The organism is Duganella sp. S19_KUP01_CR8 (assembly GCF_036688705.1).
GTDB lineage: Bacteria > Pseudomonadota > Gammaproteobacteria > Burkholderiales > Burkholderiaceae_D > Rugamonas.
Genome location: NZ_JAQQPR010000025.1, coordinates 15,515 through 40,312, shown reverse-complemented (window position 1 = coordinate 40,312; position 24,798 = coordinate 15,515). Strand labels below are relative to the sequence as shown.

The following is a 24,798-nucleotide window of genomic DNA, read 5'->3' as shown; positions in this document are numbered from 1 at the left end:
CGGTTCAGGGCGTAACGATCAGCTCTTCCGTTCCCGATGTGCTGGAATACCAAGTGGCAGACGACTCGCCGGTAGACGTCGGCTGGACCTGCAAGCTGGTCGATGGCGCTCCGGTCTTCACCCCATCGAGCGCGCTGCCGCCGCTCACTCCGATGAGCTTGTACATGGCCTTCACCCCCGCCGAGCGCATCGCCATCAAGGCCTCGAAAGACCCGATGGTCGCCGAGTTCTGGGCCATGTACCAGCTGTCGGTGCAGCTCGACAAGCCGACCGACCCCAACCTGGCCTCGGTGCGCGACATCATCGCCTACCTGGCCAAGCCGGCGTCGCCCGGTCCCGGCGGCGGCATCCTTGCGTCGCCGGAGCGGGTGCAGCAGATCCTGGCCGGCATCCCGCAATAAACCTGCACCGTTCAACACCACAGCCACCTTCGGGTGGCTTTTTTTATGCTTGGAGAACATGCGCATGACACACGAAACCATCGAAACCGGCGCCGCCATGCTGGCCAAGACCGCGCCGCCCATCGCCGTCGTCGGCGCCGAATACATCGGCATCTCGCTGCCGGAACTGGTGCACCTGGCCACCTTGACCTATGTCGTCTTGATGATCGTCCACAAATGCTGGCATATGTGGAAGGAATGGAAATCCGGCAAGATTACTCCGGAGTCGGAAGGGGAGTGGCCATGACCCCCGCCGACTTCATCGCCGCCGTCGGCCCGGCCGCCCGCGCGTCGGCCGCCCGTACCCGGGTGCCGGCCAGCTTCGCGCTCGCCGAAGCGGCGTTGGAATCCGGCTGGGGCGCGTCGCAGCTGGCGCTGCAGGCCCACAACCTGTTCGGGGTCAAGGCCGATCCGTCCTGGCGCGGCGAGGTGCTGCTGATGCCCACCCGCGAATTCCTCAAAGGCCAGTGGCAGATGCAGCCGGCCCGCTGGCGCAAGTATCCCGATTGGCAAGGTTGCATCGACGACCACGCCGCCTTCCTGCTGGCCAACCCGCGCTACAGGCCGGCGTTCTCCTGCCGCGGCGGCGAAGCGTTCGCGCGCGCGGTGGCCGCCGCCGGCTATGCCACCGATCCGCAGTACGCCGACAAGCTGATCGCCGTGATGCGCGGCCGCCAACTGTCCATCTTCGACCGTCCGGAGGCGCTATGAAATCCGCCTTCCTCACCCCGCTGATCACCGAGTGCGTCGACGACCTGGCCGCCGGCGGGCGCGGCACCTGGCGCGTGATGGCGCCGTTCCGCTATCAATCGGCGATCCTCGGCCGGGTGATCGAAGTCGAATCCGGCTTCCTGACCGACTACGCCAGCGTGCCGCGCCTGCCGGTGCTGTACCTGCTGTTCGGCGATACCTCGCACAAGGCGGCCGTGATCCACGACTGGCTCTATCACCACCACGAAGTGTGCGACGAAGCCAGCGCCAACCGCGTGTTGCGCGAGGCGTCGGAAGCCGACGGCATTCCGGCCTGGCGCCGCCTGGGGATTTATCTGGGCGTCAAAATTGGCGGCACTCCGTCGTGGAGGGCAGACGGCCCCGCTTAAACCGCGCATATTATTGGTACACTGCGGCATCCGAACATTCCGAAAGAAGAAAATGACATCCGGCCCACTGCCCAACAATGCGACCACCGAAGAAACCTGTTCCTGGTTAAGTGAACAGACCGGCACGCCATGGAACCTGGCGCGCTTGTTGGAAGCGGGGTTGACTCCCCATGTCTGGCTGGATTATTCGGAGGAATATGCCGGCCTGTTCGCCGAGGGGATTACCCGGTATCCGGCGCCGATATTCTTTGTTGAGGATACCCAGCGCTTGATCGCCGGTAGCGACGATGTATTAATTCGGATGACGCGGGATTCGGATCGGATTTCTTTTAAGCTCAAACCGCCGGGCATTACCATGCCTTTGGATGCATTGCGTTTCTTTCAAAGGGATGTTGCCGCTTTATTGGAAGATATATTAAACCCGAAAGAGGAAGTCATTGCTCCACCGCCGAGGGAGATTCTGAAAGGAATCACCAAAGACGAAGTGCTGCGCGTGTTCGGCGGCATGGCCAAGCTGGATCTGGAAAAATCCTTGGCAAGCGGTATCGGCATATTCGGTGACGACGGCGCCAGGGTGAGAAAGAATTCCCGCGCAGGGAAGAATACCCATTTGTGGAATCCGGTCACATTAGCGCTCGGATTGAATGACGTCTATCGCGTGCCGATGTCGCATCTGAAGAAGGCGTTCGCCACCAACCCGGATTTGCGTCCGTGGAAAGCCGCATGGCTGGAGTCCCTGGCCCTGCTGGGAGAGTAAAATTATGCCAACAATTGGCTTGTTCGCGCCGCTTTCTGGCGCGTAGCCCTGGGAGCTTCGAATGGTCATCGATAGTCTGAACTTCACACCATGGTCCGCCTTGCTGGGCGGTGTACTGATCGGCGCGGCGGCGGCGCTGCTGATTCTATTAAATGGCCGCATAGCCGGCATTAGCGGAATTATCGGCGGCCTGTTGCGTCCTGTGCAGGGCGATATTCTATGGCGTATCACTTTTATCGCCGGCCTGATATTGGCGCCTTTGGTGTATGGCGTGTTTTACGCCTGGCCCCGGGTGCAGGTCGATGCGGATTACGGCGTATTGATTATTGCCGGCTTGCTGGTTGGCGTGGGCACGCGGTATGGTTCCGGTTGCACCAGCGGGCATGGGGTTTGTGGAATATCCCGGCTTTCCCCACGTTCGATTGCGGCGACCGCCATCTTTATGGTGGCCGGTTTTGTCAGCGTCTATTTAATACGGCACGTATTATGATTATCTCTTTCCTGTGCGGGTTGTTGTTCGGCCTGGGGCTGATTGTTTCCGGCATGGCCAATCCGGTCAAAGTATTGGGTTTTCTGGATTTGGCCGGTAAATGGGATCCATCGCTGATATTTGTGATGTGCGGTGCGATAACGGTGGGATTCTTTGCTTTTTTCTATATTGCTCGCCGTAAAACGACATTGCTGGGCGCTGAAATAAAACTGCCTGCAGTAACTCAAATCGACCGCCGGCTGGTATTCGGTTCGATATTATTTGGCGCAGGCTGGGGAATCGCTGGTTTTTGTCCCGGCCCCGCCTTGGTGGGGCTGGGCATGGGCTTGCCGAAGGCGATAGTCTTCGTTCTGGCGATGCTGGCCGGAATGGGGATATTCGAGCTGATCGAGCGCAGGCGCGGTGGATAAGTTACCGCTGCAACAAAATTGCGCACCGCATTATTTTTCTTTTGAAACAGCAGCTTAGCGTTGCCCGGTCCGGCTTGTTAACAAGCTTATCCACAGAATTTGTTAACAACCCGGACGCTCAAGGGTTTAGAAGCGGTAACGCGCGGTTAATTGCGCCGAGCGCGGTGCGCCGGGCAGGCTGAGGTTTTTGCTGCTGCCGTGGCCGGCCACGATGTAGGCCTTGTCCAGCAGATTCATCACGTTCAGCGTCAGATCGATGTTGCGGTGGCGATAGTAGGCCATGGCGTCCGCCGTCACGAAGCTAGGCAGGGTGACGGTGTTGCCCGGATTGGCAAAACGGTCGCCGACATAGTTCAAGCCGCCGCCGACGCCAAAGTGGCCCGCCAGCGCCTTGCTGAACCACAGATTGACGCTGTGTTTAGGCGTCAGTGTAGAGCGCTTGCCCTGCACCAGTTGGCCGTCGTCCTTGGCAATCGACGTCAGCATCGACGCGTCCAGGTAGGAATAGCCCGACCAAGCCTGCCAACCATCGCCCAAATCGCCGCTGAACGTCAGTTCCAGGCCGTTGGTGCGCTGGGTGCCCAGTGGAATCAGCTTGTTGGTGACGGGATCGGATGATTTCATATTGGTGCGCGTCAACTGGAACAGCGACACCCCGGCCGAGGCTCGGCCACCGAACAAGTCGTACTTGGCGCCGATTTCCTTGTTCTTGGTGATTTCCGGCGCGATATCGGCGTTATTGACCGCCAGGGCGAAGCCTTCGCCGGATGGTTGGAACGATCTGCTGAACGAAGCGTAGTACGACTGGGCAATGTTGGGCTGGTACACCAGGCCGGCGCGTGGGCTCCAGTTGCGGTCGGTGCGGGCCACGCTGGCGACGCCTACGCGGCGCTCGACCGTTTCCTGTTCAAATTTGTCGTAGCGGATGCCGGCCAGGGCCTTCCATTGTGGCGAGATCGTCACCAGGTCCTGAATGTAGGCGCTAGCGACCTTGAAAATGCCCAGATTGTTCGCCGTAGGCGCGCCGCCGGCCGTAAATGGCACAACAGGGTTGATTGGGTTGAACAATGACACGGTCCCCACGTTGGCCTGCGAGCGCACCAGCTGGTCCTTGTTCTGCTTGCCGAATTCCACGCCGTACAGCACCTGGTGCTGCATGCCGGCCAGTTCCGCATACTGCGTCAGCTCGGTCTGGTTGGTGTAGCCGTCCTCATCGCGCGCCACGTTGCCGCGCGTCAGCGAGGCGGTTTTCGCCGCCTCATTGACGGAGCCGATCAGCGTATTGTTGCGGTCCAGCGTGTAGTTGTAGTGGCGGAAGGCATTGCGGATCGAGAACGCGTGGTTGAAGCGGTGATCCAGCGTAAAGCCGAAGGCGTGCACGCGCGATTCGCTATAGTCGAAATCCTTGGCGTTGGCGGCGCCGTAGTAGGTACTCGGCGGCACATCGACCGTGCGTCCCTGGTAGGAGGGGATGCCGAAGTCGGTCAGGCGTTTGTCATGCAGGTATTCCGCTTGCAGCAGCAACAGGGTGTCCGCGCCGAGCTTGAATTGCAGCGACGGTGCCACGGCCTCGCGCTTGAGGAATTGCTGGTTGCGGTAGCTGTCGGCGTCTTCCACCGCGCCGGTGACGCGGAAAGCGACGCCATGCTCGGACAGATTGCGCGCCAGGTCGAATTCGCCGCGTTTCTGTCCCCAGCTGCCGGCTTGCAGGCTCACTTCGCTGCGCTCCATGCCCGGTTTTTTGGTGATGCGGTTGATCATGCCGCCGGACGAGCCGCGGCCATACAGCACCGAAGCGGGCCCCTTGATCACCTCGACCTGCTCGACATTCGACAGGTCGCGGAAATACAGCGCATCGTCGCGCATCCCATCGACAAACTGGTCGCTTATGGCGCTAAAACCACGTATCGTCACCTGATCGCGCTGGCCGTCGCCGGTCGACATGCCGATGCCGGGCACGGCTTTCAGCGCATCCTGCAGCGATCGCACTCCCTGGTCGCGCAGCAATGCCTGCGGCACGACATTGACGGTTTGCGGAATATCGCGCAGCGGGGCATCGATCTTGGTGGCGCTGGTGGAGGAGGTGGGGCGGTAGCCGGCATCGGCTTCGCCGGTGACGGTGACGACGGCCATCGTCTGCTCCGGCGCCGCGCCGGTTTGTGCCAGCGCGGCGTTGGTGAGGGTGAGGCTGGCCAGCATCAAAGCCAGCGGTTTCTTGTTCAGTGCCATGGGGTCCTTGAAGTAGTGTGCGGCTGGCTACTTCGTCGGACGAGAGTTTGGCTGGCTAGATGAGAATCGTTATCAACTGAATTATGCCCCCAAAGCAAGGATCAGCGCAAGCCGGGCAACACCAGCACCTCGACGCCGGAATACATCGCCGGCGCGTGATACACACGTTGCGTCGCCTTCTGGAAGTCCTCCGGCCTGGCCTTCGGAATATCCACGAACGTCTGCGGATTCAAGTCCACCAGCGGGAACCACGAACTCTGGATCTGCACCATGATGCGGTGGCCGCGCCGGAATGTGTGGTTGACGTCGCTCATGGCGTAGTTGACGGCTTCCACCTTGCCCGGCGTGAACGGCTCCGGCTTTTCGAAACTGTTGCGGAACTTGCCGCGCAGCGGATCGCCGCGTACCAGTTGCTGATAGCCTGCCATCGTCAAGGTCGGTTTCGGCACGTCCGGACCGCGCTCGTCGTCCTCGCTCGCGCCTGGGTAGGCGGGCGGATAGACGTCGATCAGCTTGACCACCCAGTCGGCATCGGTGCCGGTGGTGGAAACGAACAGCTTGGGTTTGACCGGGCCGGCCAGCGTGACGTCCTCATCCAATACTTCCGTGCGGTAGGTCAGCACGTCCGGCCGGGTCGAGGCGAAACGCTGGTCGCCGACCATGTATTCCTTCGGTGCACCCAGCGCGGGATAGGCCGTGAACGGCACCGGCTTGCGTGGATCGGCCACGTATTCGTCGTAGGCCTCGCCGGCTGCCGGCTGCTTCCAGCCCAGCGTGCCGTTCGGTCCGAGGAACAGCGTGCGCGCCTGTGTCTGCTTGGGCGGCCAGGCAGCGTAGTTGCGCCACACATTGCTGCCGGTCTCGAACGCATACACCTCCGACACGTTCTTGTTGGCCGCGCCTTTCAGGTGCTGTTCGAAGAAGGGATACAGGATGTTGCTGCGGAATTGCTCGCCGGTATTGGCATCGAACTTGATGTAGCCGAGGTTTTTGCCGTCGGCGCGGCCCCAGGCGCCGTGCGACCACGGACCCATCACCAGGCCGTTGTAGATGCCGGGATTGTTGCGTTTGATGCTGCTGTAGGTGGTCAGCGGGCCTTGCAGGTCTTCGGCGTCGTACCAGCCGCCCACGGTCAGCACGGCGGCCTTGATGTTCTTCAGGTGCGGCGCGATGTTGCGGGTTTTCCAGAACTCGTCGTAGCTCGTGTGTTCGATGGTCGGCAACAGCAGGGCGCGCTGTTTCGGCGTCATGGTGCCGGTGATGTTGGACAGCGTCAGGTGTGACAGGAAGAATTCGTAGCCGTCGGCGGTGCCGTAGTCGAAATGCTCCCAGGTCTTCGGCAGCGGGGTCGGGTTTTCCGCTTCCACGAAGGCCGAATAGAAATCGAAATTGGCCGCCAGCATGAAGGCGCCGCCGTGATAGGAATCGTCGTTCATGTACAGGTCGGTCACCGGCGCCTGCGGCGACGCCGCCTTGATCGCCGGATGCGAATCGATGATGCTGGCCGAGGTGTAGAAGCCGGGGTAGGAGGTGCCCAGGATGCCGACCTTGCCGTTGTTGTTGGCGACGTTCTTCAGCAGCCACTCGACGGTGTCGTACATGTCCTCGCTCTCATTGCCCTGGCCTTTGGCGCGGTTGGGATTGACGTGGGGCGTCATCTCGATCCACTTACCCTCCGACATGTAGCGGCCGCGCACGTCCTGCTTGACGAAGATGTAGCCGCTGTCCTCGAAGTCCTGCGAGGGGCCGATGTGTTCAGGGTAGTAGTCCACGCCGTAGTGCAGCTCGCCGCCCGACTGCACGCCCGCGCTGTACGGCGTGCGCTGGACCAGGAAGGGATAGCTCTTGCCGGCGGTCTTGGGCACGTAGACGGCGGTGAACAGGCGCACGCCGTCGCGCATGGGGATGCGGAATTCGTACTTGGTGTAGTGTTCGCGCAGGCTGTATTTTGGCGCGGGGGCAGCGTTGGCAGCGCCCGCGTGGCAGGAAAGGCCGCCCAGGATCAGGGCGAGGGCAAGGGCAGTAAGACGTGGTTTCATGAATTCCTTGGTAATAAGAAGTCAAACCCGCCCAGTGTAATGCCAGTGGATAACTTTGGCTGCGACAAATTTGCGCAGCGAAAGTTTTCCCTTTCTAAACAACCACTTGCCTACCTCGCTTGACGCTTGTTAACAGCCTTATCCACAGAATTTGTTAACAACCCGGCGTTCACAGCATAGGCAGCTTCAGCGAGTCGACCACCATGCGTATCAGGCGCAAGCGACCTTGCGTGTAGGGCGGGAAGAACAGCTTGATGAGCATCAGCGGCGATGCGCGCAGCACCGCGCGTTCGTGCGAGAAACTCTTGAAGCCATACTCGCCGTGCGCGCTGCCCATGCCGGAATTGTTGACGCCGCCAAAAGGCAGGTTGCCGTGCGCGAAATGGGCGACGCAGTGATTGACGCAGGCCCCGCCCGAGCTGGTTTGCTTCAGCATCTTGTCGATGTTGGCCTGGCGCGTGCTCCACACGTACAAGGCCAGCGGCTTGGGCGCGGCGTTGATGGCGGCGATCACCTGGTCCAGTTCGCGGTACTCGATGATGGGCAGCAGCGGTCCGAAAATCTCTTCCGACAGGATCGCCGCGCCGGCCGGAATCTGCTCGATCAGCGTCGGCGCGATATAGCATTGCGCCTCGTCGACTTCGCCGCCGGTGTGCACCACGGCGCCGCGTTGCAGCGCGTCCGACAGCAGTCCGGCCAGCCGTTGCGTGTGGCGCTGGTTGACTACGCGCGTCAGGTCGGGGCTGCGTTTTTGCGCCGCCGCGTCGGCGCCGTAGCGCTGTTGCAGCACGTGGCGGCAGGCGGCGACAAACTCGGCCTTGACGCTGGCGTGCACGTACACGTGATCGGGCGCCACGCAGGTCTGGCCGTTGTTGAGGAACTTCCCCCACATCAGCGTTTCCGCCGCCAGTTTCAGGTTGGCGGTTTCATCGACGATGGTGGGCGACTTGCCGCCCAGTTCCAGCGTCACGCTGGCCAGGTGCTGGGCGGCGGCGGCCATCACCAGCTTGCCCACCGACGGCGAACCGGTGAAGAAGATGTGATCGAAGGGCAGCTGGAGCAGGGCGTGCGAAGTCGGCTGGCTGCCCTCGAACAGCGCCACCTCGTCGGCCGGGAACACTTCGGCGATGATGCGCGCCATCAGTGCGGACACGGCCGGCGTCATCTCCGACGGCTTGATGATCGCCGTGTTGCCGGCGGCCAGCGCCGACACCAGCGGGCCGAAGCACAAACTGAGCGGATAGTTCCACGGCGCGATGATCAGCACCCGTCCGCGCGGCTGGTATTGCACCGAGGCGTAGGTGCCCAGCATGGTGGTGGTGGGCCAGTGGCGGCGCGGCTTCATCCAGCGCTTGAGGGCGCCCAGCACCTGGCGGATTTCCTCCATCACCGGCAGGAATTCGGATGCTTCGACCTCGGCCGGGGACTTGCGGTAATCGCGCTGGAACGCTTCGTAGAACGCCTCGCGCTGCGCCATCAGCGCATCGCGCAAGCGCTTGACGCGGGCGATGCGTTCGGCCGCGCTCGATTCGCGCCAGCGCAGCGCGGTGGCCTGCTGGGCGTCGAATGTCGTCCTGATTTGCTGCACGTCCGCTTCATTCATCGCCGCTGTCCCCGTTGTTATATGTTGGAGGATCATTATTGCTGCAATTATTACAGCAAGCAAGCGCTTGATTAGTATGATCTATCGGGCGTGGCGCGCGGCGCAAACGGCCTACAATGCGGCCTATGAAGACGCTGCGCACATTGCTGCTGGGACCGGCGTTGTGGCTGTTGCTGGCCACAACCGCGCAGGCCTCGCCGCCCGCAAAGCAGACTCAGGTGGAAAAGGAAAAGGCTGCGAAAGTCGCGCCAGCCAGCCGTCATCTCGACCGCTCCGGCAAGACCCGCAAGGGCAAGGCCTCCTACTACGGCCGTCGTTTCCACGGCAAGAAAATGGCGAACGGCGAGACCATGAAGCCCGACAGCAACGCTGCCGCCAGCAAGACGCTGCCGGTGGGCACGGTCGCCAAAGTCACCAACCTGGACAACAACAAGAGCGAGGTCGTGGTGGTCAAGGACCGGGGGCCGTATGTGGACGGCCGCATCATCGACGTCACCCCCAAGACCGCCGACAAGCTGGACATGAAGGAAGAGGGAGTGGCGCCGGTGGCCGTCACGCCGCTCAAGCTGCCGCCCAAGACCGAGGCCGCGTCGGCCCCGCCCGATAAATCGCACTAACGTGCCACGAACATCTTCGGCAGCAGCGGATTAATGTCTTTTTTCAGTATCGTCGGTATGTACGGGTCATTGTGAAAAGACAAGGACTGGTAGAATTTTTCGCTGCCGTTGGCGGCCTCCAGCATCAGGCGGCGTATGCCCAGGCTGTTGCAATATTGTTCGATGCGATGCATGAACCAGCGGCCCACGCCCTGCGAGCGGTATTTGCTGCGGACAATGAGCTCGCTGACGGCGCAGAATTCAGGCGGCGCCAGCTCCAGCCGCGCGATGGCGATTTGCTTGCCGTTCGCTTCCACGCTGACCCACACGATCTTGCCGCGCGGGTCGTGGGCCAATTCGGGGTTCGATGGCCAGTTGGCGTCCTGACGGTAGTCGCGCAGCACTTTGGATGAGATCGCTGACTTGAGCGGGACGAATTGTAATTCCAGGGGCATAAGTGCTTCAGGCTAAGGGAATCACCTAGCCTAGGGCGTGCACGATAGAAATACAAGCAAAGATTTGTATAAATTGTTGCTTCAGCCTGGGCGAAAGCGTTCGAGCATGGCCTGGATCTCGCCGCGCCGTTTCAGCGCCTGGATCGCTTTGTCCAGCGTCGGCAAGTTCAGCTTGCCCCGCTGCGGCAGGGCGCAGTAGGTATCGAAGGACGTCACTTTGAACGCCACCGGATTGAGCAGGGCCCGCTCCGGATGCACTTTGCGCTGATAATCGAAATACAGGGAATTGGTCAGCATATAGACAAAGCGCTTGCGCAACAGCTTGGACAGGTTGAGGTCGTCGCTGGAGGCGTCGTCGCGGATGAATTCCTCGCCCAGCGGCTGTTCCAGGTGGGCATAGCGGTAGCCGAGGATGGTGCCGATGCGCTGCCGGCGCAGCTCGCCGACGCGGCGCACCGCCGCCGTATCGATACGGGTGGTGACGATCTCATTGTTGGTGAAAATCGCCTCCGACCACAGCCAGTCTTTGCCGTCCAGCCATTCCGGCCGCAGGTCGCACAGGATGTCGGCCTGCCCGCCGGCCAGCGGCGCCTCCACCCGCTTGCGCGGCACGGTCAGGTAGCGCGGCGTCAGGTGCAGCTCGCGCGCCAGCGCATCGCCGAACTCCTTGAGCAAGCCGCCCACCAGCACGCCATCGCGGAAGTCCGTCATCGGCATCGCGCTGCCCATGGAAACCACGTAGACCAGTTCCCCGGCGCGGGCTGGCGCCGCCAGCAACAGGCAGGTGAAAAATAAAGTAATCAATCTCATATGACTATCATACCGGTTGCCCGGGCAGGGGCCGCAGCCCTGTGCGAAAATGTTCCACCGGCGCGCCAGCGTCATTTGGAGCCACCATGGAAGACCGTTATTTCTATCAACCCGCACTGGGCCACGGCCTGCCGCATGACCCCTTCAACGCCATCGTCGGACCGCGCCCGATCGGCTGGATCTCCTCGCGCGGCGCCGATGGTGGCTTGAACCTGGCGCCCTACAGTTTCTTCAACGCTTTCAACTACAAGCCGCCGCTGATCGGTTTTTCCAGCCAGGGCCGCAAGGATACGCTGCGCAACATCGAACAGACCGGTGAATTCGTGTGGAACCTGGCCACGCGGCCGCTGGCCGAGGCGATGAACGCCAGTTGCGCGCCGGCGCCGCCGGAAGTGGACGAGTTCGCGCTGGCCGGCCTGACGCCGGCGCCTTCGACCATCGTCGGCGTGCCGCGCGTGGCGGAAAGTCCGGTGGCCTTCGAATGCAAATGCACGCAGATCATCCGCCTGCAAGACGCATCCGGCGCGCCGACCGACGGCTGGCTGATCATGGGGGAAGTGGTGGGTGTGCACATCGCGCACAGCTCGCTGCACGACGGCGTGTACGACACGGCGGGCTCGCAGACCATCTTGCGTGGCGGCGGCCCGGCCGATTATTTCGAGATCAAGCGGGATAGCCTGTTCCGCATGCGGCGGCCAGACTATCCCAAGGTGGATCAGTAGCTGTAGAACATGCGCTGGATTTCCTTGCTGTCGCTGGTCTTGGTCAGCGCCAGCATCAGCAGGATGCGGGCCTTTTGCGCGTTCAGCGTATCGGAGACCACGAAGTCCAGCTCATCGTCGTTGGCTTCGCCGTTGCGGGCCACGATGCCCTGGCCGACGCGGGCCGAGCGCACGATCAGCACGCCTTGCTTGCGGGCCGCGGTCAGCGAAGGCAAGACCTTGGCGGCCAGGCTGCCGTCGCCGACGCCGGCGTGGATGATGCCCTTGGCGCCAGCGGCCACCAGTGCATTCAGCGCGACCGGGTTGACGTTGGCATAGCCGTAGACGATGTCCACCTGCGGCAGCGCGTCCAGCTTGCTGATGTCAAACTCGGTGTCGACCGTGTGCTTGCGGGTCGACGCATGGTAGAAGTAAGGCTTGTTGCCCTGGATGTAGCCCAGCATGCCCAGTTCCGGCGTCTTGAAGCTGTCCAGGGTCGAGGTGTTGGTCTTGGTGACGTCGCGGGCGCCGTGGATCTGGTCGTTCAACGCGACCAGCACGCCCTTGCCGACGGCTTCCTGGCTGGCGGCCAGCAGCACCGCGTTGTACAGGTTGATCGGGCCGTCCGCCGACAGCGCGGTGCCCGGACGCATGGCGCCGACCAGCACCACCGGCTTCTTGCTCTTGACGACCAGGTCCAGGAAGTAGGCGGTTTCTTCCAGCGTGTCGGTGCCGTGGGTGATCACGATGCCGTCCACATCAGGCTGGGCCAGCAGCACGTTGACGCGCTTGGCCAGGGTCAGCCAATGCTCGTTGCTCATGTTTTCGCTGGCGATCTGGAACACTTGCTCACCCTTGACCTGGGCCACCTTGGCCAGTTCCGGCACGGCCTGGATCAGACGCTCGACGCCGACCGTGGCGGCGGTGTAGCCGACCGTGGTGGTGGTGGTGGCCCCGCTGCCGGCGATGGTGCCGCCGGTGGCCAGGATGGTGACATGGGCCAGCGGTGCGGCGGCTTTTTCAGCTGCCCCGGCATAAGCACTGAGCAACATTGCGCAGGCTAACATTGCCTTGAGGAGCCGTGCGGGGATGGGGTGCGTCATGCGATCTCCTGATCTGGTTATCAAGCTTGGGATAGTAACAAATAGCCCGGCTGTCAACAATGCGTACCGTTGCCGCGTTATGGGTGGTGTGAGATGATGCTGATATAGATACTTGCTGTAAGATAATTAAAAAAGAGAAAACATTATGATTTTTGCTAACACCACGCGCAGGGTCGCGGTGCTGGCGCTGATGGCCGTGTTGGCCGCCTGCGGCAAGAGCGCGGCGGAAAAGCGGCAGGAAGAAGCCGCGACGCTGACCAGTTTGGGCGAGAAGTATGTGAAGGAAAAGGTGCGCGAGCCATCGTCGGCGATGTTCCGCAACCAGGTCGTCGGCAAGGGCGGCGCCACGTGCGGCGAATTCAATGCCAAGGACGCGTTCGGCGCCTACATCGGCTACCAGCGCTACATCTCGGTGGCGCGCGACCTGACACTGCTGGCGCAGGATGTCTCGCCTGCCGAGTTCGAACAAAACTGGAACCAGCTGTGCCGATAGCCGGATACTGACCAAGGAAACGCATGGGCATGGAGCCAAGAACCGCGGGAGGCAAGGGCGAGCTCCCGATCGCGGTATCGACCGATATCGCCAACCGCCTGCACCAGATCCTGCCGACCTTGAGCGCGGCGGAATGCGAGCTGCTCAGCCGCTACGGCGAGCGGCAAAGCTTCAAGGCCGGCGACATCCTGTTCAAGCAGGGCGACCGCCACATTTCGATGTACGTCATCATCACCGGCGGGCTGGAGATCGAGCGCGCCTCGGCGCTGGGCACGGCCACCCTCAGCACCCACGGTCCCGGCATGTTCACCGGCGAGATGGGCACGCTGGCCGGCCGCGCGGCCGTCGCCAGCGCGCGCGCCACCGCCGACAGTGAAATGATCGTCATCAGCGAGGAATCCCTGCGCACGCTGGTGATCTCGGAAGCGGCGCTGAGCGAAACCATCATGCGCGCCTACATCCTGCGGCGCGTGGCCTACATGCAGGACCAGGCCGGCGGCGTGGTGGTGTTCGGCGCCCGTCATTCGCAGGCGACGCTGGTGCTGCGCCATTTCCTGACCCGCAACGGCCAGCCCACCGCCTACTTCGACACCGAGCTGCACAGCGAAACGGCGGCCTTGATGGAACGCTTCGGCGTCACCGAGGCCGACATCCCGGCCGTGGTCACGCCGTCCGGCGAAGTGCTGCGCCAGCCGACCCTGCGCCAGGTGGCCGACGGCATCGGCCTCAGTTCTGACAACATCGACGGCCGCACCTTCGACCTGGTGGTGGTCGGCGCCGGCCCGGCCGGACTGGCGGCAGCCGTGTACGCGGCGTCGGAAGGCCTGAGCGTGGCGGTGCTCGATTCCAAGGCGCCCGGCGGCCAGGCCGGTTCCAGCTCCAAGATCGAAAACTATTTCGGCTTCCCGACCGGCGTCTCCGGCCAGGCGCTGGCCGGACGCGGGCTGTCGCAGGCGCGCAAGTTCGGCGCCGAAGTGGCGGTGCCGGTGCGGGTCAGCTCAGTCGATTGCGAGGGCCAGGATTTCGAGATCGCCATCGACAGCGGCGAGCGGCTGCGGGCGCGTTCCATCGTCGTCGCCACCGGCGCGCGCTACCGCAAGCCGGACTTGCCGGGACTGGAGCGCTTTGAAGGCCGGGGCGTCTACTACAGCGCCTCGTTCATGGAAGCCACCTTCTGCGCCAACGAGGAGGTGGTGATCGTCGGCGGCGGCAATTCGGCCGGGCAGGCGGCGGTGTTCCTGGCCGCCCACGCGAAGCATGTGCACATCGTGGTGCGTGCCGACGGCCTGGCCGCCAGCATGTCGCGCTACCTGATCCAGCGGATCGAGGCCGCGCCCAACATCACGCTGCACACGCGCAAGCAGATCGTCGAACTGCAAGGTGAAGACAAGCTGGAACACATCTGCTGGCAAACGGCCGGCGGCGAGGTGAAGACCGCGCCGGCGCGCCATCTGTTCCTGTTCCTCGGCGCCGAGCCGAACACCGCCTGGCTGGGCGATTGCGTGGCGCTGGACGACAAGAATTTCGTGCTGACCGGGCCGCAGGTGCCGGCGGCGGCGTGGCCGCTGGAGCGCAGCCCGCACTTCCTGGAAACCAGCCGGCCGCGCATCTTCGCCGTCGGCGACGTGCGCAGCGGATCGGTCAAGCGGGTGGCGGCGGCGGTGGGCGAAGGCTCGGCGGCGGTGCAGTCGCTGCACCAGGTGCTGGCCTCCGACTGATCACACGCTGCGCAGCGGCTTGCTGTAGCGGGTGGCGCGGCGGATCGCCGGGTGCTTGCCCGGCGGGCGCGCCAGCGCCTCCGTCGCGCGGTCGTAGCCGTACTGCCACTGGTCGTTCATGTGCTGGACGAAGGTGTCGTAGGTCGGCGGCATCGCCAGCTCGATGCGGTTGCGGCGCCAGTCCAGCTTTTGCTGCAACTGCTGCTTGGCCAGCACCAGCGACACGTCCGAGGTATCGATGCGCATGTCGGCCAGGTGGGTGTTGGCGTAGCGCAGGCGCGCATTGCCGTCGATGCCCAGCACCGAGCGCCAGGCGGGGATCGCAAACACCTGGTCGAAGGCTTCCTTGAATTCCATGACGACCTCCGCGCCCAGCCGGCGCGCAATCTCCACCGGGAACAGATCCAGCACGCCGCCGATGTATTCCCGGCCGCCATGCTGCTGGCAGCGGAAGTAGATCATGTCGGCGATGGAGATGCGGGCGGCGTCGGTCAGCGGCACGTCGCCGTCGATCAGCAGGTCGTGCGCGACCGCGTGCTGGCCCCAGCGGGCGTCGCTCAGCGGCGACTGCATATTGTGCAGCAGTTCCGCGGCGTGTTCGCCGCAGAACACCGTTTGCGCAAACAGCTTGCGTCCCGCGCGCGGCTGGCCCACTGCCGATTCGTCGAACAGCAGCTTGCCGCCGATGATGGCCACATCCACTTCCGGCGTGCCGGTGGCGGGCGGGAAGGGCAGCTGCGGCGGGATCTCGAACAGGTAGTCGCCGAACAGGTCGGGAATGACGGGCGCCCTGGCGGTCGACAGCTTGCGCTTGGCGGCGCGCATCAAGCTGCCCATCAGGTCCGCGCGCTGGGTCGATTTCAGGCTGCACCAGAACTGGTACATCTCCGGTGACGACAGCCAGGCGCGCTGCGCTTCCGGGTCGGGCAGGTTGTGGATGATGGTGGCGGCGATCGCGCCGCCGCAGCTGGCCAGCAGCACATCGGGAGCGCGTCCGGCCTGCCGCAGCGCGGCGTACATGCCGATGTAGATGCCAAAACGGAAACCGCCCCCGCCCAGCACCATGCAGCGTTTATACGGTTTATACGATTGTTGCCAAGGTTGAATTTGTGCTTGCGTCATAAACCGAACCATACCACAACAGGCTTCACAGGCTGGTGCGGCGTGTCCGGCGCAGGGCGGCGTTGGCCGGTTCGGAGACGTAGCGGGCGACCAGGGCGGCGGCCAGCGCCGTCAGGCACAGGAACAGCAGCAGCCAGGGCAGCCTGGCGGCGTAGCTCAGGTGCGTCTTGTCCACCACCACAGTGCGCATGCCCGCCAGGACGACGATGTGGAACAGGTAGATCTCGTAACTGTGCTGGCCGAACCAACGCAACAACGACCAGCGCGGCGCGCGCTGCGCCGCCGGCGCTTGCGCCGAACTGCCCAACAGGAAAACCCCGCTTGCCAGCGCAACCAGCGTGAATCCGAACACCTCGTGGCCTTCGATGCCGCGCAGGTACAGCGCCGCCAGCGCGATGCCGGCGGCGATGCGCAACACGCGTCCCTGGCGCGCGTTCGGCACTTCGCGCTGCGCCAGTATCGCCGTCAGGCAGCCGATGGCGATGGCGTCGAAGCAGGCCAGGTAGCCGTACATGAAATAGATTTCGTTGTCGGTATGCTGGCTGCGATAAACCGGTCCGGCGACGATGGCCACGCAGCACAGCAGCACGATCAGCCAGTTGCGGCGCAACAGCAGGCATGACAAGGGCAGCAGCAGGTAGAACATCTCCTCGACCGACAGCGACCAGTACACATTGAGGCAGTAGTTGAAGTAGCCGGCGGTCTGCATCAGCTGGTTGTGCCAGAACGTCAGCACCGAACCGGCGGCGATGAAGAAGTAGCTGGCCGTCCGGTCCACATCGCCGTCCGAATTGGAGAAGAACGGCACGTCAAAGCTGCCCAGCACCACGATGATCGCCAACGCCAGCAGCAGGCAAGGCATGATGCGCGCGAAACGGTATAAATAGAATGTACGGATATCGATCTGCGACAGACTGCCCCAGCGCCGCAGCGATGTCGAGGTAATCAGGTAGCCCGATACGGTGAAGAACATCGTCACGCCGAAGTTCCCCTGAAACGCCGCGCGCAGCAGCCAGGTTGGCAGGATGTCGCCCAGCGGGCTGTTTTTCAAGCCGTAGGCCAGCGTAAAGTGCAGCACCAGCACGCACAGGATGGCGACGCCGCGCAGGGTGTCGATATGGTTGTTTCTCATTGGCCGATATCCGTTCAAAGTTGATGTTCCAGCAGGATGCGCAGTGTGGCGCTGGTCGGCGTTTGCGAGATGCGGTAGCGGCGGCCGGCTTCACTGACGTATTCGTGCGATTCGCTGGACTGCTGGCGCAGCAGGTTGCTGGCCGAGATGCGCAACTGCGTCTTCGCATCCATCTTCCACAGCCCATACAGATCCAGCTCGCGTTTCGGGCTGGTGTTCATTTGCACCAGCGCCGATTGCCGCACCGGGCCGCCGGCCTGGTAGTTCAGGTTGCCGCCGAAGGTCCACGCCGCGTCGGGCAGGCGATAGTCGGCGCCCAGGTTGGCCGTGAACGGCACCTGGTTTTCGAGACGGTTGTCCGGCCCCGGAACGCTGTCCACCCGCGACCAGTTGCGCGCGAGGTTGACGCGCAGGTCCAGCTTGGGCGTCAAGGGCAGCTTGGCTTCCAGCTCGATCCCGCGCACGCTGGCGTTGCCGCTGTTGAAAGGCGCTTCGACCCACTCGCCGTCCTGCTGGAACAAGCGGGTCAGGGTCACGTCGCGGATGCGCCGCACATAGGTGCTGGCGCTGAGCAGCGCGCCCGCGCCCAGATAGTGTTCGTAGGCCGCATCCATGCCCCAGGCCAGCTCCGGCCGCAGATTCGGATTGCCCTGTTCATCGGGATTGGTTTCGTTATTGTTGTTGTCGTTGGTATAGCGGCGCGGCACCAGCTTGACCAGCGGCGGCGCCTTGTAGGTGCGGCTGATGGCCAAGCGCAGCACATCCTTGTTCGGCAACTCGTAGCGCGATTGCAGCGAAGGGCTCCACACCTGCGAGCGCAGGTCCAGCGCGTCCGGCGCGTTGGCGGCTTCCGCGCGACTGGCGGTGCTCAGGCGTTCGTGGCGCAAGCCCAGGTACAGGGAATAGCGCGGTGTAACCTGCCATTCGTCCTGCGCGAACAAGGCCAGGCGGTTGACGTTGGCGCGGTAGTCGGCGTTGCTGCCGCCGGTCTGCGCACCGCTGGCGTCGAACAGGGTTTCGTTGCGGTCTTCGCTGCGGGCGGCGTGGCTGGCGTCCCAGCCCAGCGCGATCGCATGGCGCTCGCCGACCGGGTGGCGATAGGTGCCGCTGATCGTGACGCTGGTTTCCGACGGCCCGGAGTCGACGTGATGGCGTCCCGATGGCTTGCCGTCGCTGTCCATGCCGTTGAAGTCGAAGGTGCCGCTGCGGCGGTTGCTGCTCGCGCCCAGTTTGGTCTCCAGCTTGGCGCCGCTCTCCAGCAGGTGCGTCCAATTCAGGTCGCTGCGCAGCATGGCGAAATTGGCGACGAAGTTGGCGACACTGCGCGGGTATTCGCTGTGCGGGCCGATGAGCGCCGTTTCGTTCTCGCCGTGCACGTTGTCGACGCGGCGCAGATTGGCGAAGCCGATCCAGGTCAGCGTGTCGCCGCCGGTCAGCGTCCAGTTCAGGCGCGGCGCGAGGGTGAGGGCGTCGGTGTGGCCGGATTCGGTCTTCTGCATGCGGCGCTGTTCGAGGATGGCGCCGGCGGCGTCGCGGCGTTCTTCCAGGTCGGTGAACGGCGCTTCGCTGCGTTTGTGGGTGAGCGTCGCGGCCAGGCTGTAGGCCAGGCGGCCGTCCTGGTCCGACAGCGTCGCCGACAGCGCGGGCGTATCGACGCCCGCCTGCCGCGCGAGGCTGGCGCTGAGCGCGCGCTGGCCGCGTTTGATGGTTTTCTTCAGGATGATGTTGATCGCCCCGGCGACCGCCTGGTTGCTGAATTCCGCCGTGGCGCTGCGCATGATCTCGATGCGTTCGATCGTCTCGGGTTCGATGGCGTCCAGCGAGAAGCCCGCCGGTACCGGCTCGCCGTTCAGCATGATCTGCGTGTAGCCGTTGCCCAGGCCGCGCATGCTGATCGTGCCGCCCCGTCCTGGCACGCCGGTGATGCTGATGCCGGGCAGGCGTTTCAGCACGTCGGCCAGCGTCTGGTCGCCCTGGCGCACGATGTCCTCGTGGTCGACGACGATGCTGGTGGTGGTTTCGCGCTGGCGCTGGTCGGCGCGCTGGCCGCTGATTTTTACCTGGGGCGGCTCGCTGTCGGCGGCATGCGCGCTGGCGGCGATCAGCAGCAGGCTGGCGGCGATATGGTGTGGCTGCATATTCTTCCTTGTCTTCAAAAACGCGGGCGACAGTCCCCCTTGCCGCAGCGTGGAGGCTGCGGTTTGGCGGACATCGGTGGCGTGGGGTCAGTAGCCTTGCTGCTGTTGGCGCAGGCGCAAGGCGCGTTTGGTGGTGTAGGCGTCCAGGTTGGCCAGCCTGGTGGCCGGGTTGATGAATTCCTCGTCCTGCCGGACTTCGAAGTGCAGGTGCGGGCCGGTGGCGAAGCCGGTTTCGCCGACGGTGCCGATCTGCTGTCCGGCTTCCACCGTGGCGCCGGCTTTGACGTTGATGCTGGTCAGGTGGGCGTACAGCGTGCGCTGGTCGCCGTGCTGGAGGATCACCGTTTTTCCGTAGCGGCCGCCATTCTCGGTCAACACGCCGGCGCTGACGACCACGCCGCCAGCCACCGCATGCACCGGCGTGCCAGCCGGCGCCGCGATGTCGATGCCTTTGTGCGGCGTCACCAGCACGGTGCGGCGCACGCCGAACAGACCGGTGACGCGCATCTTGTCCAGCGGGTAGCGCCAGTGTGCGTCGGCGGGCGTGGGTTTGGCTTCCGTGGCAGCCGGAGCTTCAGGCGCGGTCTCAAGCGATGCCGCCGCCACAGACGGGACTTGCGCCGGGGATGGCGCGGCATACGGCTGCTGGCTGGTATTGAACGCCAGCGCCGGTTGCAGCATGGCGCCGCCGGCCAGCACGGCGATCATCAACGCGGCGACGCTCCAGGCGACCGCGCTGCTCAGCACCGGCAGCGCCGCCTGCTGCATCTGGCGGATACGCGCGGCGGCGGTGGCGCCGTCGATGCCGCCGAAGGCCACGCCGCCGGTCGGCATGGCGGCCGTTTGCGCTTTCCATTGCAGCAGCAGGGCGGCGGCATACTGTTTGCGCTGCTGTTGCGGACGGCCCGCCAGCACGCGCTGGTCGCAGATCAGCTCCAGCGCCCATTCCATTTTCGCGTTCATCCAGCGCAGCGCCGGATTGAACCAGAACACCGTCTGCAGCAAGGCCGCCACGCCCAGGCACAGCGGATCGCGCGCACGCCAGTGGTGCAGCTCGTGGGCGATGACCATCTGCTGCTGCTCCGCGCTGAAGCCGCGCAGGTGGCGCGGCAGCAGCAGCACCGGGCGCCGCACGCCGACCAGCATCGGCGAAATGGCGGCGTCGGTTTCCATTACCGCCAGGCGGTGGCGGGCGATGTCCGCCAGTTGGGCGCTGTCGAACGCGCCGTGCGCCAGCAAATCTTGTGGTGACAGGCGCTGCGAGGCGGCCAGCAAGCCGCGCCAGACGTGCCGCGCACGCAGCCGGCGGGCCAGCATCCACGCCAGGCCGGCGGCGTACACCAAGGTCCACAGCGCGGGCAGGAGCAGGGTGAGGGACGGCGGATCGATATCGCCGCCGGCGGCATCCGCTTCCGCTGCGCCGGCCGCAGCGCCGCCTTGCCGGTCGGCGGCGGACGCGCCATCCTGCGCCATGCCCGCCAGCGCCGGCAACCCGGCGCGGATGGCGGATGACTCGGCAGCGTTCAGCGTCATGGTCGGCGCCAGGCTGTGTTGCGCGTCGTGCGGCAGCAGCGCCAGCAGCGCGGCGCCGGCCGTCACGGCTTGCGCCGCCAGCCAGACCGCGCGACGCGGCAGCAAGGCCGGCCAGCGGCGCAGCGCGACCGCCAGCAGCCCCCACACCAGCGCGCCGGCCAGCAGGCAGCTGACGCTGGCCAGCATCCATTTGAACAGCATCACATAGGCCAGCATCATGGCTTGCCGGCCTCGTCGGACGGCCAGTCCTGCAGCATCTGCTCCAGCTGGGCCAATTCAGCCTGGTCCACCAGCTTGCTGCCGGTGAACATGGTGACCGGCAGCGGCGCCGCCATTTCCATCACGCGGGTGCCGAAATCGCGGGCGAACGCGGCCAGCGTGCCGACTTTTTCCAGCCGCGCGCTGTAGACGTTGACGCCGTGCGCCGTGTGCTGGGTCAGCATCTGCTTGTCGAGCATGCGCTCCAGCGTCTTGCGGGTGGACGAGAACGACCAGCCCAGTTCTTCGGCGACGGCATCGTGCAGCTCGCGCGCGCTCAGCGGCTGCTGTTTCCATAGCGCTTTTAACAAGGTCAGCTCGCTGACGGAAGGGATGGGAATGGACGTGGACATGGCGGGGCCTCTTTGCGACAGATGGGATGATTATGCGACACATGTCACACACAGTCAATCTGTTGTCTAAAAATTTGTAACATTGCTTTGCATTAATTCTCTATATGTTACGATTAAGTTTTTGCTAATTGCTAATTCTGTACGGTCGTGCCGGACAGGTCGCAAGGTAGCGTGGCGTGGGTCTTCGCTTGAAGCCGGCAGCACCGTTATGAAATGCGCTATACAATGCTTGGGGCCGCAGCCTTTCGCCGCTGCCTCACTGTATTGGAAACACATATGTATTACGGAGAGCGCTTCAACAGCATCACTCACACCGTGGGCGCCGCGCTCGCGGCAATCGGCGGCACTTTGCTGATTGTGCTGGCGGCGCGCACCGGCGACGCCTGGAAAGTGGTGAGCTTCAGCATTTATGCCGTCACGCTGCTGGGCTTGTACCTGACGTCGACCCTGTACCACAGCCTGCGCGGCCGCGCCAAAGACGTGCTGCGGCAGATGGATTACTGCGCCATCTACCTGCTCATCGCCGGCAGCTACACGCCGTTCACGCTGGTCAGCCTGCGTGGACCGTGGGGCTGGTCGCTATTCGGCGTGGTCTGGGGCCTGGCACTGATCGGCATTTTGCAGGAAATCTGGTTTGCCAAGGGCGCGCGCGTCCTGTCGCTGCTCATTTACGTGGCGATGGGGTGGGTGGGCGTGATCGGCGCCAGCCCGCTGATCGACGCGCTGGGCTGGAGCGGATTCGCCTGGCTGGCGGCCGGTGGCCTGGTGTACACGGTGGGCATCGCCTTCTTTGTCACCGACCACAAATGGAGCTACGGCCACGGCGTCTGGCACTTGTTTGTGCTGGGCGGCAGCGCTTGCCATTTCGGCGCGGTCTTGCTGTATGTAGCGTGAAGCACCTGTACAACTGTTGGATTTCGAGAGTAGAGCACCAGTGGATATTAATTCCGACGACCTGAAAACGTTTATCACCGTGATCGACAGCGGCACCCTCAGTGCCGCGTCGGTCCACCTCGGCCAGACCACGTCCGGCGTCAGCCGCGCGCTGTCGCGGCTGGAGGACAAGCTGGCGACGTCGCTGCTGACGCGCACCACGCGCCGCATGGAACTGACCGAAGAGGGACATTTGTTCCTCGAACGCGCGCGCGCCATCCTCGGCGCCATGGAGGAAGCCGAGGAATCGATCCGCATCCGCCGCCAGAAGCCGGCCGGACGCCTGTGCGTGGACGCCGCGTCGCCCTTCATGCTGCATTGCGTGGTGCCGCACATGGCCGAGTTCCGCGCCATGTACCCCGAGATCAAGCTGGAGTTGAGCAGCAACGACCAGATCACCGATCTGATCGAGCACCGCACCGACATCGCCATCCGCATCGGCACGCTGACCGATTCGACGCTGCATGCGCGCGCGCTCACTTCGAGCCCGCTGCACGTGCTGGCCAGCCCGGACTACCTGCGCCGCCACGGCACGCCGGAAACGCCGCAAGACCTGGCGCGCCATTCGCTGATCGGCTTCGCCCAGTACGAGCAGGGCAACAACTGGCCGCTGCGCCACGCGGCCGGCAACAGCCTGCCGATCACGCCGTCGATCGCCGCCTCCAGCGGCGAGACGCTGCGCCAGCTGGCGCTGACCGGACAGGGCGTAGTCTGCCTGGCGGACTTCATGACCCGCGCCGACATCGAAGCGGGCCGGCTGGTGCCCATCCTGGTGGACGCCAACACCGGCTACTGCCAGCAGATCCACGCGGTCTACTATCGCAACACCCAGCTGGCCCAGCGCATCAGCTGCTTCCTCGAGTTCCTGCAGCAGAAGCTCTGAGGATTAAGTGTGCGGCTCCGTACAGATAATCCTCCGGTGCGGCGCTACACTGGCCTTGCGTGCTGGGGAAACCGGCAGCAGGTGAGCCGGTAGCCTCAAGTATCGGCACCAACACCAATGCGTCGCCGCCGGGAGGCCATCATGTCGCAGACTACTCGTCCATCGAAGTTTCTGGTGCGCGCCTACCTGGAGCGCCGTTCGCATGAAGTCAAGCCGCCGCCTACGCCGGAAGAGATCCGGCGCCAGCTGGGCTGGGGCATGCTGATGTTCGAAGCCAAGGTCGGCAACGGCCGCTCCTGATCCCTTTTCGCCGTTCACCGTCCCTTTTCCGCCGTTCGCCGAATAGCGGTTTCCCCGCCAGCCGTTCCCCGGTATTGTTACATCCATACCGACTTGGGGAACTGACATGAGTATTCACACCGCCTACCGCTGGCGCCAGCAAATCGTCTGGGGCACCGGCTTGATCATCTTCGGCTGCGTGCTGCTGCTGGACCGCGCCGATATCATCGACCTCGATTTCAACCCGATGAACTTCTGGCGCTGGTGGCCCTGGCTGCTGGTCATTTCCGGCCTGACCAAAATCATTCCACCGACCACGCCGCGCTACCTGCTCAGCGGCCTGTGGGAGATCTTCTTCGCCGGCTGGTGGTACGTCTCGTTCAACCACATCTGGGGCCTGGGCTTCGGCGAAACCTGGCCCGCGCTGGTGGTGGCCACCGGCGTCGGCATGCTGTTGCGTCCTTTGCTGGACAATATCTTCGCCGCGACCAAGGAGCAGAAATGAGCGACAAGCTGAACGAAAAACGCCAAAAAAATCCGGCCTCGCAGATGGTGGTCGGCCTGTTCGTGGTGGCGGTCGGCATGATCTTCCTGCTCGATAACCTCGGCTGGCTGGACCTGGACTTTACGCTGCACCTGTGGCCGAGCGCGCTGATCTTCTTCGGCATCCTGAAGGTGCTGCAAACCCGTTCGTCGTCCGGCGCCATCGTCGGCGGCGCGCTGATACTGGTCGGCAGCATGATGCTGCTGAAGGAAACCGGCTTGATCTCCATCAGCTGGCGCTCGCTGTGGCCGGTGCTGCTGATCGCCGCCGGCCTGTCGGTGGTGTTCCGTTCCCCCAACAACCGCTGGCTGTTCGAGCCGCGCGGCGACATGCTGGACACGGCCAGCGACGACGCCGTCATCAGCATCACGGCCGTCATGGGCGGCTTCAAGCGCCGCATCACGTCGCCGGATTTCCGTGGCGGCGAGATCACCACGGTGATGGGCGGCTGCGACCTGGACCTGCGTCAGAGCTCGATCAACGGCGAGGCGGTGCTGAATGTGTTCTCGATGTTCGGCGGGATCACCATCAAGGTGCCGATCGACTGGACCGTGGTGCTGCAAGGCACTCCGATCATGGGCGGCTTCGAAGAAAAGACCGTGCCTCCGGCTACGCCGGGCAAGCGCCTGATCGTGCGCGGCTACGCCATCATGGGCGGCCTGGAAGTGCGTAACTAGGC

27 protein-coding genes are annotated in these 24,798 nt (G+C 63.9%); 16 read left to right on the top strand and 11 right to left on the bottom strand.

Annotated features, from left to right (window positions below):
* The first annotated feature begins 53 nt into the window (after positions 1-53).
* The 7 genes from V6M89_RS22680 to V6M89_RS22650 all read left to right on the top strand — a co-directional run bounded on the left by V6M89_RS22680 (position 54) and on the right by V6M89_RS22650 (position 3,197).
* A complete protein-coding gene (locus V6M89_RS22680; protein ID WP_332855313.1) occupies positions 54-401 on the top strand; it encodes a hypothetical protein in 348 nt (115 codons plus the stop codon).
* Positions 402-465: 64 nt separating this feature from the next.
* Positions 466-687 carry a hypothetical protein gene (locus tag V6M89_RS22675; RefSeq protein ID WP_332855312.1) on the top strand — a complete coding sequence of 74 codons (222 nt, stop codon included), beginning with the start codon at positions 466-468 and terminating at the stop codon, positions 685-687.
* Complete coding sequence (locus V6M89_RS22670; protein ID WP_332855311.1) at positions 684-1,151, top strand: glycoside hydrolase family 73 protein; 468 nt, start codon at positions 684-686, stop codon at positions 1,149-1,151. The genes V6M89_RS22675 and V6M89_RS22670 overlap by 4 nt, the downstream gene beginning before the upstream one ends.
* Complete coding sequence (locus V6M89_RS22665; protein WP_332855310.1) at positions 1,148-1,540, top strand: DUF1353 domain-containing protein; 393 nt, start codon at positions 1,148-1,150, stop codon at positions 1,538-1,540. Before V6M89_RS22670 ends, V6M89_RS22665 begins: the two co-directional genes overlap by 4 nt.
* 52 nt (positions 1,541-1,592) lie before the next feature.
* Positions 1,593-2,297, top strand: a complete 705-nt coding sequence (locus V6M89_RS22660) for a hypothetical protein (RefSeq protein ID WP_332855309.1) — start codon at positions 1,593-1,595, stop codon at positions 2,295-2,297.
* A gap of 61 nt (positions 2,298-2,358) precedes the next feature.
* Complete coding sequence (locus tag V6M89_RS22655; RefSeq protein ID WP_332855308.1) at positions 2,359-2,787, top strand: YeeE/YedE family protein; 429 nt, start codon at positions 2,359-2,361, stop codon at positions 2,785-2,787.
* On the top strand, positions 2,784-3,197 hold the full coding sequence (locus V6M89_RS22650) for a DUF6691 family protein (RefSeq protein ID WP_332855307.1): 414 nt from the start codon (positions 2,784-2,786) through the stop codon (positions 3,195-3,197). The genes V6M89_RS22655 and V6M89_RS22650 overlap by 4 nt, the downstream gene beginning before the upstream one ends.
* A 126-nt stretch (positions 3,198-3,323) precedes the next feature.
* Here the strand turns inward: V6M89_RS22650 and V6M89_RS22645 are convergent, their stop codons facing one another.
* From V6M89_RS22645 to V6M89_RS22635, 3 genes are all read right to left on the bottom strand, one after another.
* On the bottom strand, positions 3,324-5,426 hold the full coding sequence (locus tag V6M89_RS22645) for a TonB-dependent receptor (protein WP_332855306.1): 2,103 nt from the start codon (positions 5,424-5,426) through the stop codon (positions 3,324-3,326).
* Between the two features lie 101 nt (positions 5,427-5,527).
* Positions 5,528-7,465, bottom strand: a complete 1,938-nt coding sequence (locus tag V6M89_RS22640; RefSeq protein WP_332855305.1) for a CocE/NonD family hydrolase — start codon at positions 7,463-7,465, stop codon at positions 5,528-5,530.
* A gap of 169 nt (positions 7,466-7,634) precedes the next feature.
* Positions 7,635-9,068 carry an aldehyde dehydrogenase family protein gene (locus V6M89_RS22635; RefSeq protein ID WP_332855304.1) on the bottom strand — a complete coding sequence of 478 codons (1,434 nt, stop codon included), beginning with the start codon at positions 9,066-9,068 and terminating at the stop codon, positions 7,635-7,637.
* Between the two features lie 125 nt (positions 9,069-9,193).
* On the opposite strand from V6M89_RS22635, the gene V6M89_RS22630 reads away from it, so the two are divergent.
* Positions 9,194-9,685 carry a septal ring lytic transglycosylase RlpA family protein gene (locus V6M89_RS22630; protein ID WP_332855303.1) on the top strand — a complete coding sequence of 164 codons (492 nt, stop codon included), beginning with the start codon at positions 9,194-9,196 and terminating at the stop codon, positions 9,683-9,685.
* Here the strand turns inward: V6M89_RS22630 and V6M89_RS22625 are convergent.
* Complete coding sequence (locus V6M89_RS22625) at positions 9,682-10,119, bottom strand: GNAT family N-acetyltransferase (protein WP_332855302.1); 438 nt, start codon at positions 10,117-10,119, stop codon at positions 9,682-9,684. The genes V6M89_RS22630 and V6M89_RS22625 overlap by 4 nt on opposite strands.
* An 81-nt stretch (positions 10,120-10,200) precedes the next feature.
* Positions 10,201-10,929 carry a substrate-binding periplasmic protein gene (locus tag V6M89_RS22620; RefSeq protein WP_332855301.1) on the bottom strand — a complete coding sequence of 243 codons (729 nt, stop codon included), beginning with the start codon at positions 10,927-10,929 and terminating at the stop codon, positions 10,201-10,203.
* An 86-nt stretch (positions 10,930-11,015) separates the two neighbouring features.
* Between V6M89_RS22620 and V6M89_RS22615 the strand changes: the two genes are divergently transcribed.
* Positions 11,016-11,651: a flavin reductase family protein gene (locus V6M89_RS22615; RefSeq protein ID WP_332855300.1), complete on the top strand. Its 636-nt coding sequence runs from the start codon at positions 11,016-11,018 to the stop codon at positions 11,649-11,651.
* Here V6M89_RS22615 and V6M89_RS22610 read toward each other — a convergent pair.
* Positions 11,645-12,682 carry a type II asparaginase gene (locus V6M89_RS22610; protein WP_332855299.1) on the bottom strand — a complete coding sequence of 346 codons (1,038 nt, stop codon included), beginning with the start codon at positions 12,680-12,682 and terminating at the stop codon, positions 11,645-11,647. The two genes, V6M89_RS22615 and V6M89_RS22610, sit on opposite strands and share 7 nt — an antisense overlap.
* A 196-nt stretch (positions 12,683-12,878) precedes the next feature.
* On the opposite strand from V6M89_RS22610, the gene V6M89_RS22605 reads away from it, so the two are divergent.
* Positions 12,879-13,226 (top strand): hypothetical protein, encoded by a 348-nt coding sequence (locus V6M89_RS22605; RefSeq protein ID WP_332855298.1) that lies wholly within the window; start codon positions 12,879-12,881, stop codon positions 13,224-13,226.
* A gap of 29 nt (positions 13,227-13,255) precedes the next feature.
* The gene (locus V6M89_RS22600; protein WP_332855297.1) at positions 13,256-14,944 is read left to right on the top strand and encodes an FAD-dependent oxidoreductase; all 1,689 of its coding nucleotides are present in this window, start codon (positions 13,256-13,258) and stop codon (positions 14,942-14,944) included.
* On the opposite strand, the gene V6M89_RS22595 is transcribed toward V6M89_RS22600, so the two are convergent.
* The 5 genes from V6M89_RS22595 to V6M89_RS22575 form a co-directional block, all read right to left on the bottom strand.
* Positions 14,945-16,066: a patatin-like phospholipase family protein gene (locus V6M89_RS22595; protein WP_332855296.1), complete on the bottom strand. Its 1,122-nt coding sequence runs from the start codon at positions 16,064-16,066 to the stop codon at positions 14,945-14,947.
* A 25-nt stretch (positions 16,067-16,091) separates the two neighbouring features.
* Complete coding sequence (locus tag V6M89_RS22590; RefSeq protein WP_332855295.1) at positions 16,092-17,198, bottom strand: acyltransferase family protein; 1,107 nt, start codon at positions 17,196-17,198, stop codon at positions 16,092-16,094.
* Positions 17,199-17,212: 14 nt separating this feature from the next.
* On the bottom strand, positions 17,213-19,336 hold the full coding sequence (locus V6M89_RS22585; protein WP_332855294.1) for a TonB-dependent receptor plug domain-containing protein: 2,124 nt from the start codon (positions 19,334-19,336) through the stop codon (positions 17,213-17,215).
* A gap of 87 nt (positions 19,337-19,423) precedes the next feature.
* The gene (locus tag V6M89_RS22580; RefSeq protein ID WP_332855293.1) at positions 19,424-21,088 is read right to left on the bottom strand and encodes a M23/M56 family metallopeptidase; all 1,665 of its coding nucleotides are present in this window, start codon (positions 21,086-21,088) and stop codon (positions 19,424-19,426) included.
* A complete protein-coding gene (locus tag V6M89_RS22575; protein ID WP_332855292.1) occupies positions 21,085-21,480 on the bottom strand; it encodes a BlaI/MecI/CopY family transcriptional regulator in 396 nt (131 codons plus the stop codon). The genes V6M89_RS22580 and V6M89_RS22575 overlap by 4 nt, the downstream gene beginning before the upstream one ends.
* A gap of 276 nt (positions 21,481-21,756) precedes the next feature.
* Here V6M89_RS22575 and trhA point away from each other — a divergent pair, with 276 nt between their 5' ends.
* The 5 genes from trhA to V6M89_RS22550 all read left to right on the top strand — a co-directional run bounded on the left by trhA (position 21,757) and on the right by V6M89_RS22550 (position 24,796).
* Positions 21,757-22,374, top strand: coding sequence for a PAQR family membrane homeostasis protein TrhA (gene trhA / locus V6M89_RS22570; RefSeq protein WP_332855291.1), 618 nt, complete (start codon positions 21,757-21,759; stop codon positions 22,372-22,374).
* A gap of 40 nt (positions 22,375-22,414) precedes the next feature.
* Positions 22,415-23,296 (top strand): LysR family transcriptional regulator, encoded by an 882-nt coding sequence (locus V6M89_RS22565; protein WP_116989818.1) that lies wholly within the window; start codon positions 22,415-22,417, stop codon positions 23,294-23,296.
* A gap of 141 nt (positions 23,297-23,437) precedes the next feature.
* Complete coding sequence (locus V6M89_RS22560) at positions 23,438-23,596, top strand: hypothetical protein (RefSeq protein WP_332855290.1); 159 nt, start codon at positions 23,438-23,440, stop codon at positions 23,594-23,596.
* Between the two features lie 106 nt (positions 23,597-23,702).
* Positions 23,703-24,080, top strand: a complete 378-nt coding sequence (locus V6M89_RS22555) for a LiaF transmembrane domain-containing protein (protein WP_332855289.1) — start codon at positions 23,703-23,705, stop codon at positions 24,078-24,080.
* Positions 24,077-24,796, top strand: coding sequence for a LiaI-LiaF-like domain-containing protein (locus V6M89_RS22550; protein WP_332855288.1), 720 nt, complete (start codon positions 24,077-24,079; stop codon positions 24,794-24,796). The genes V6M89_RS22555 and V6M89_RS22550 overlap by 4 nt, the downstream gene beginning before the upstream one ends.
* The last annotated feature ends 2 nt before the right edge of the window (positions 24,797-24,798 follow it).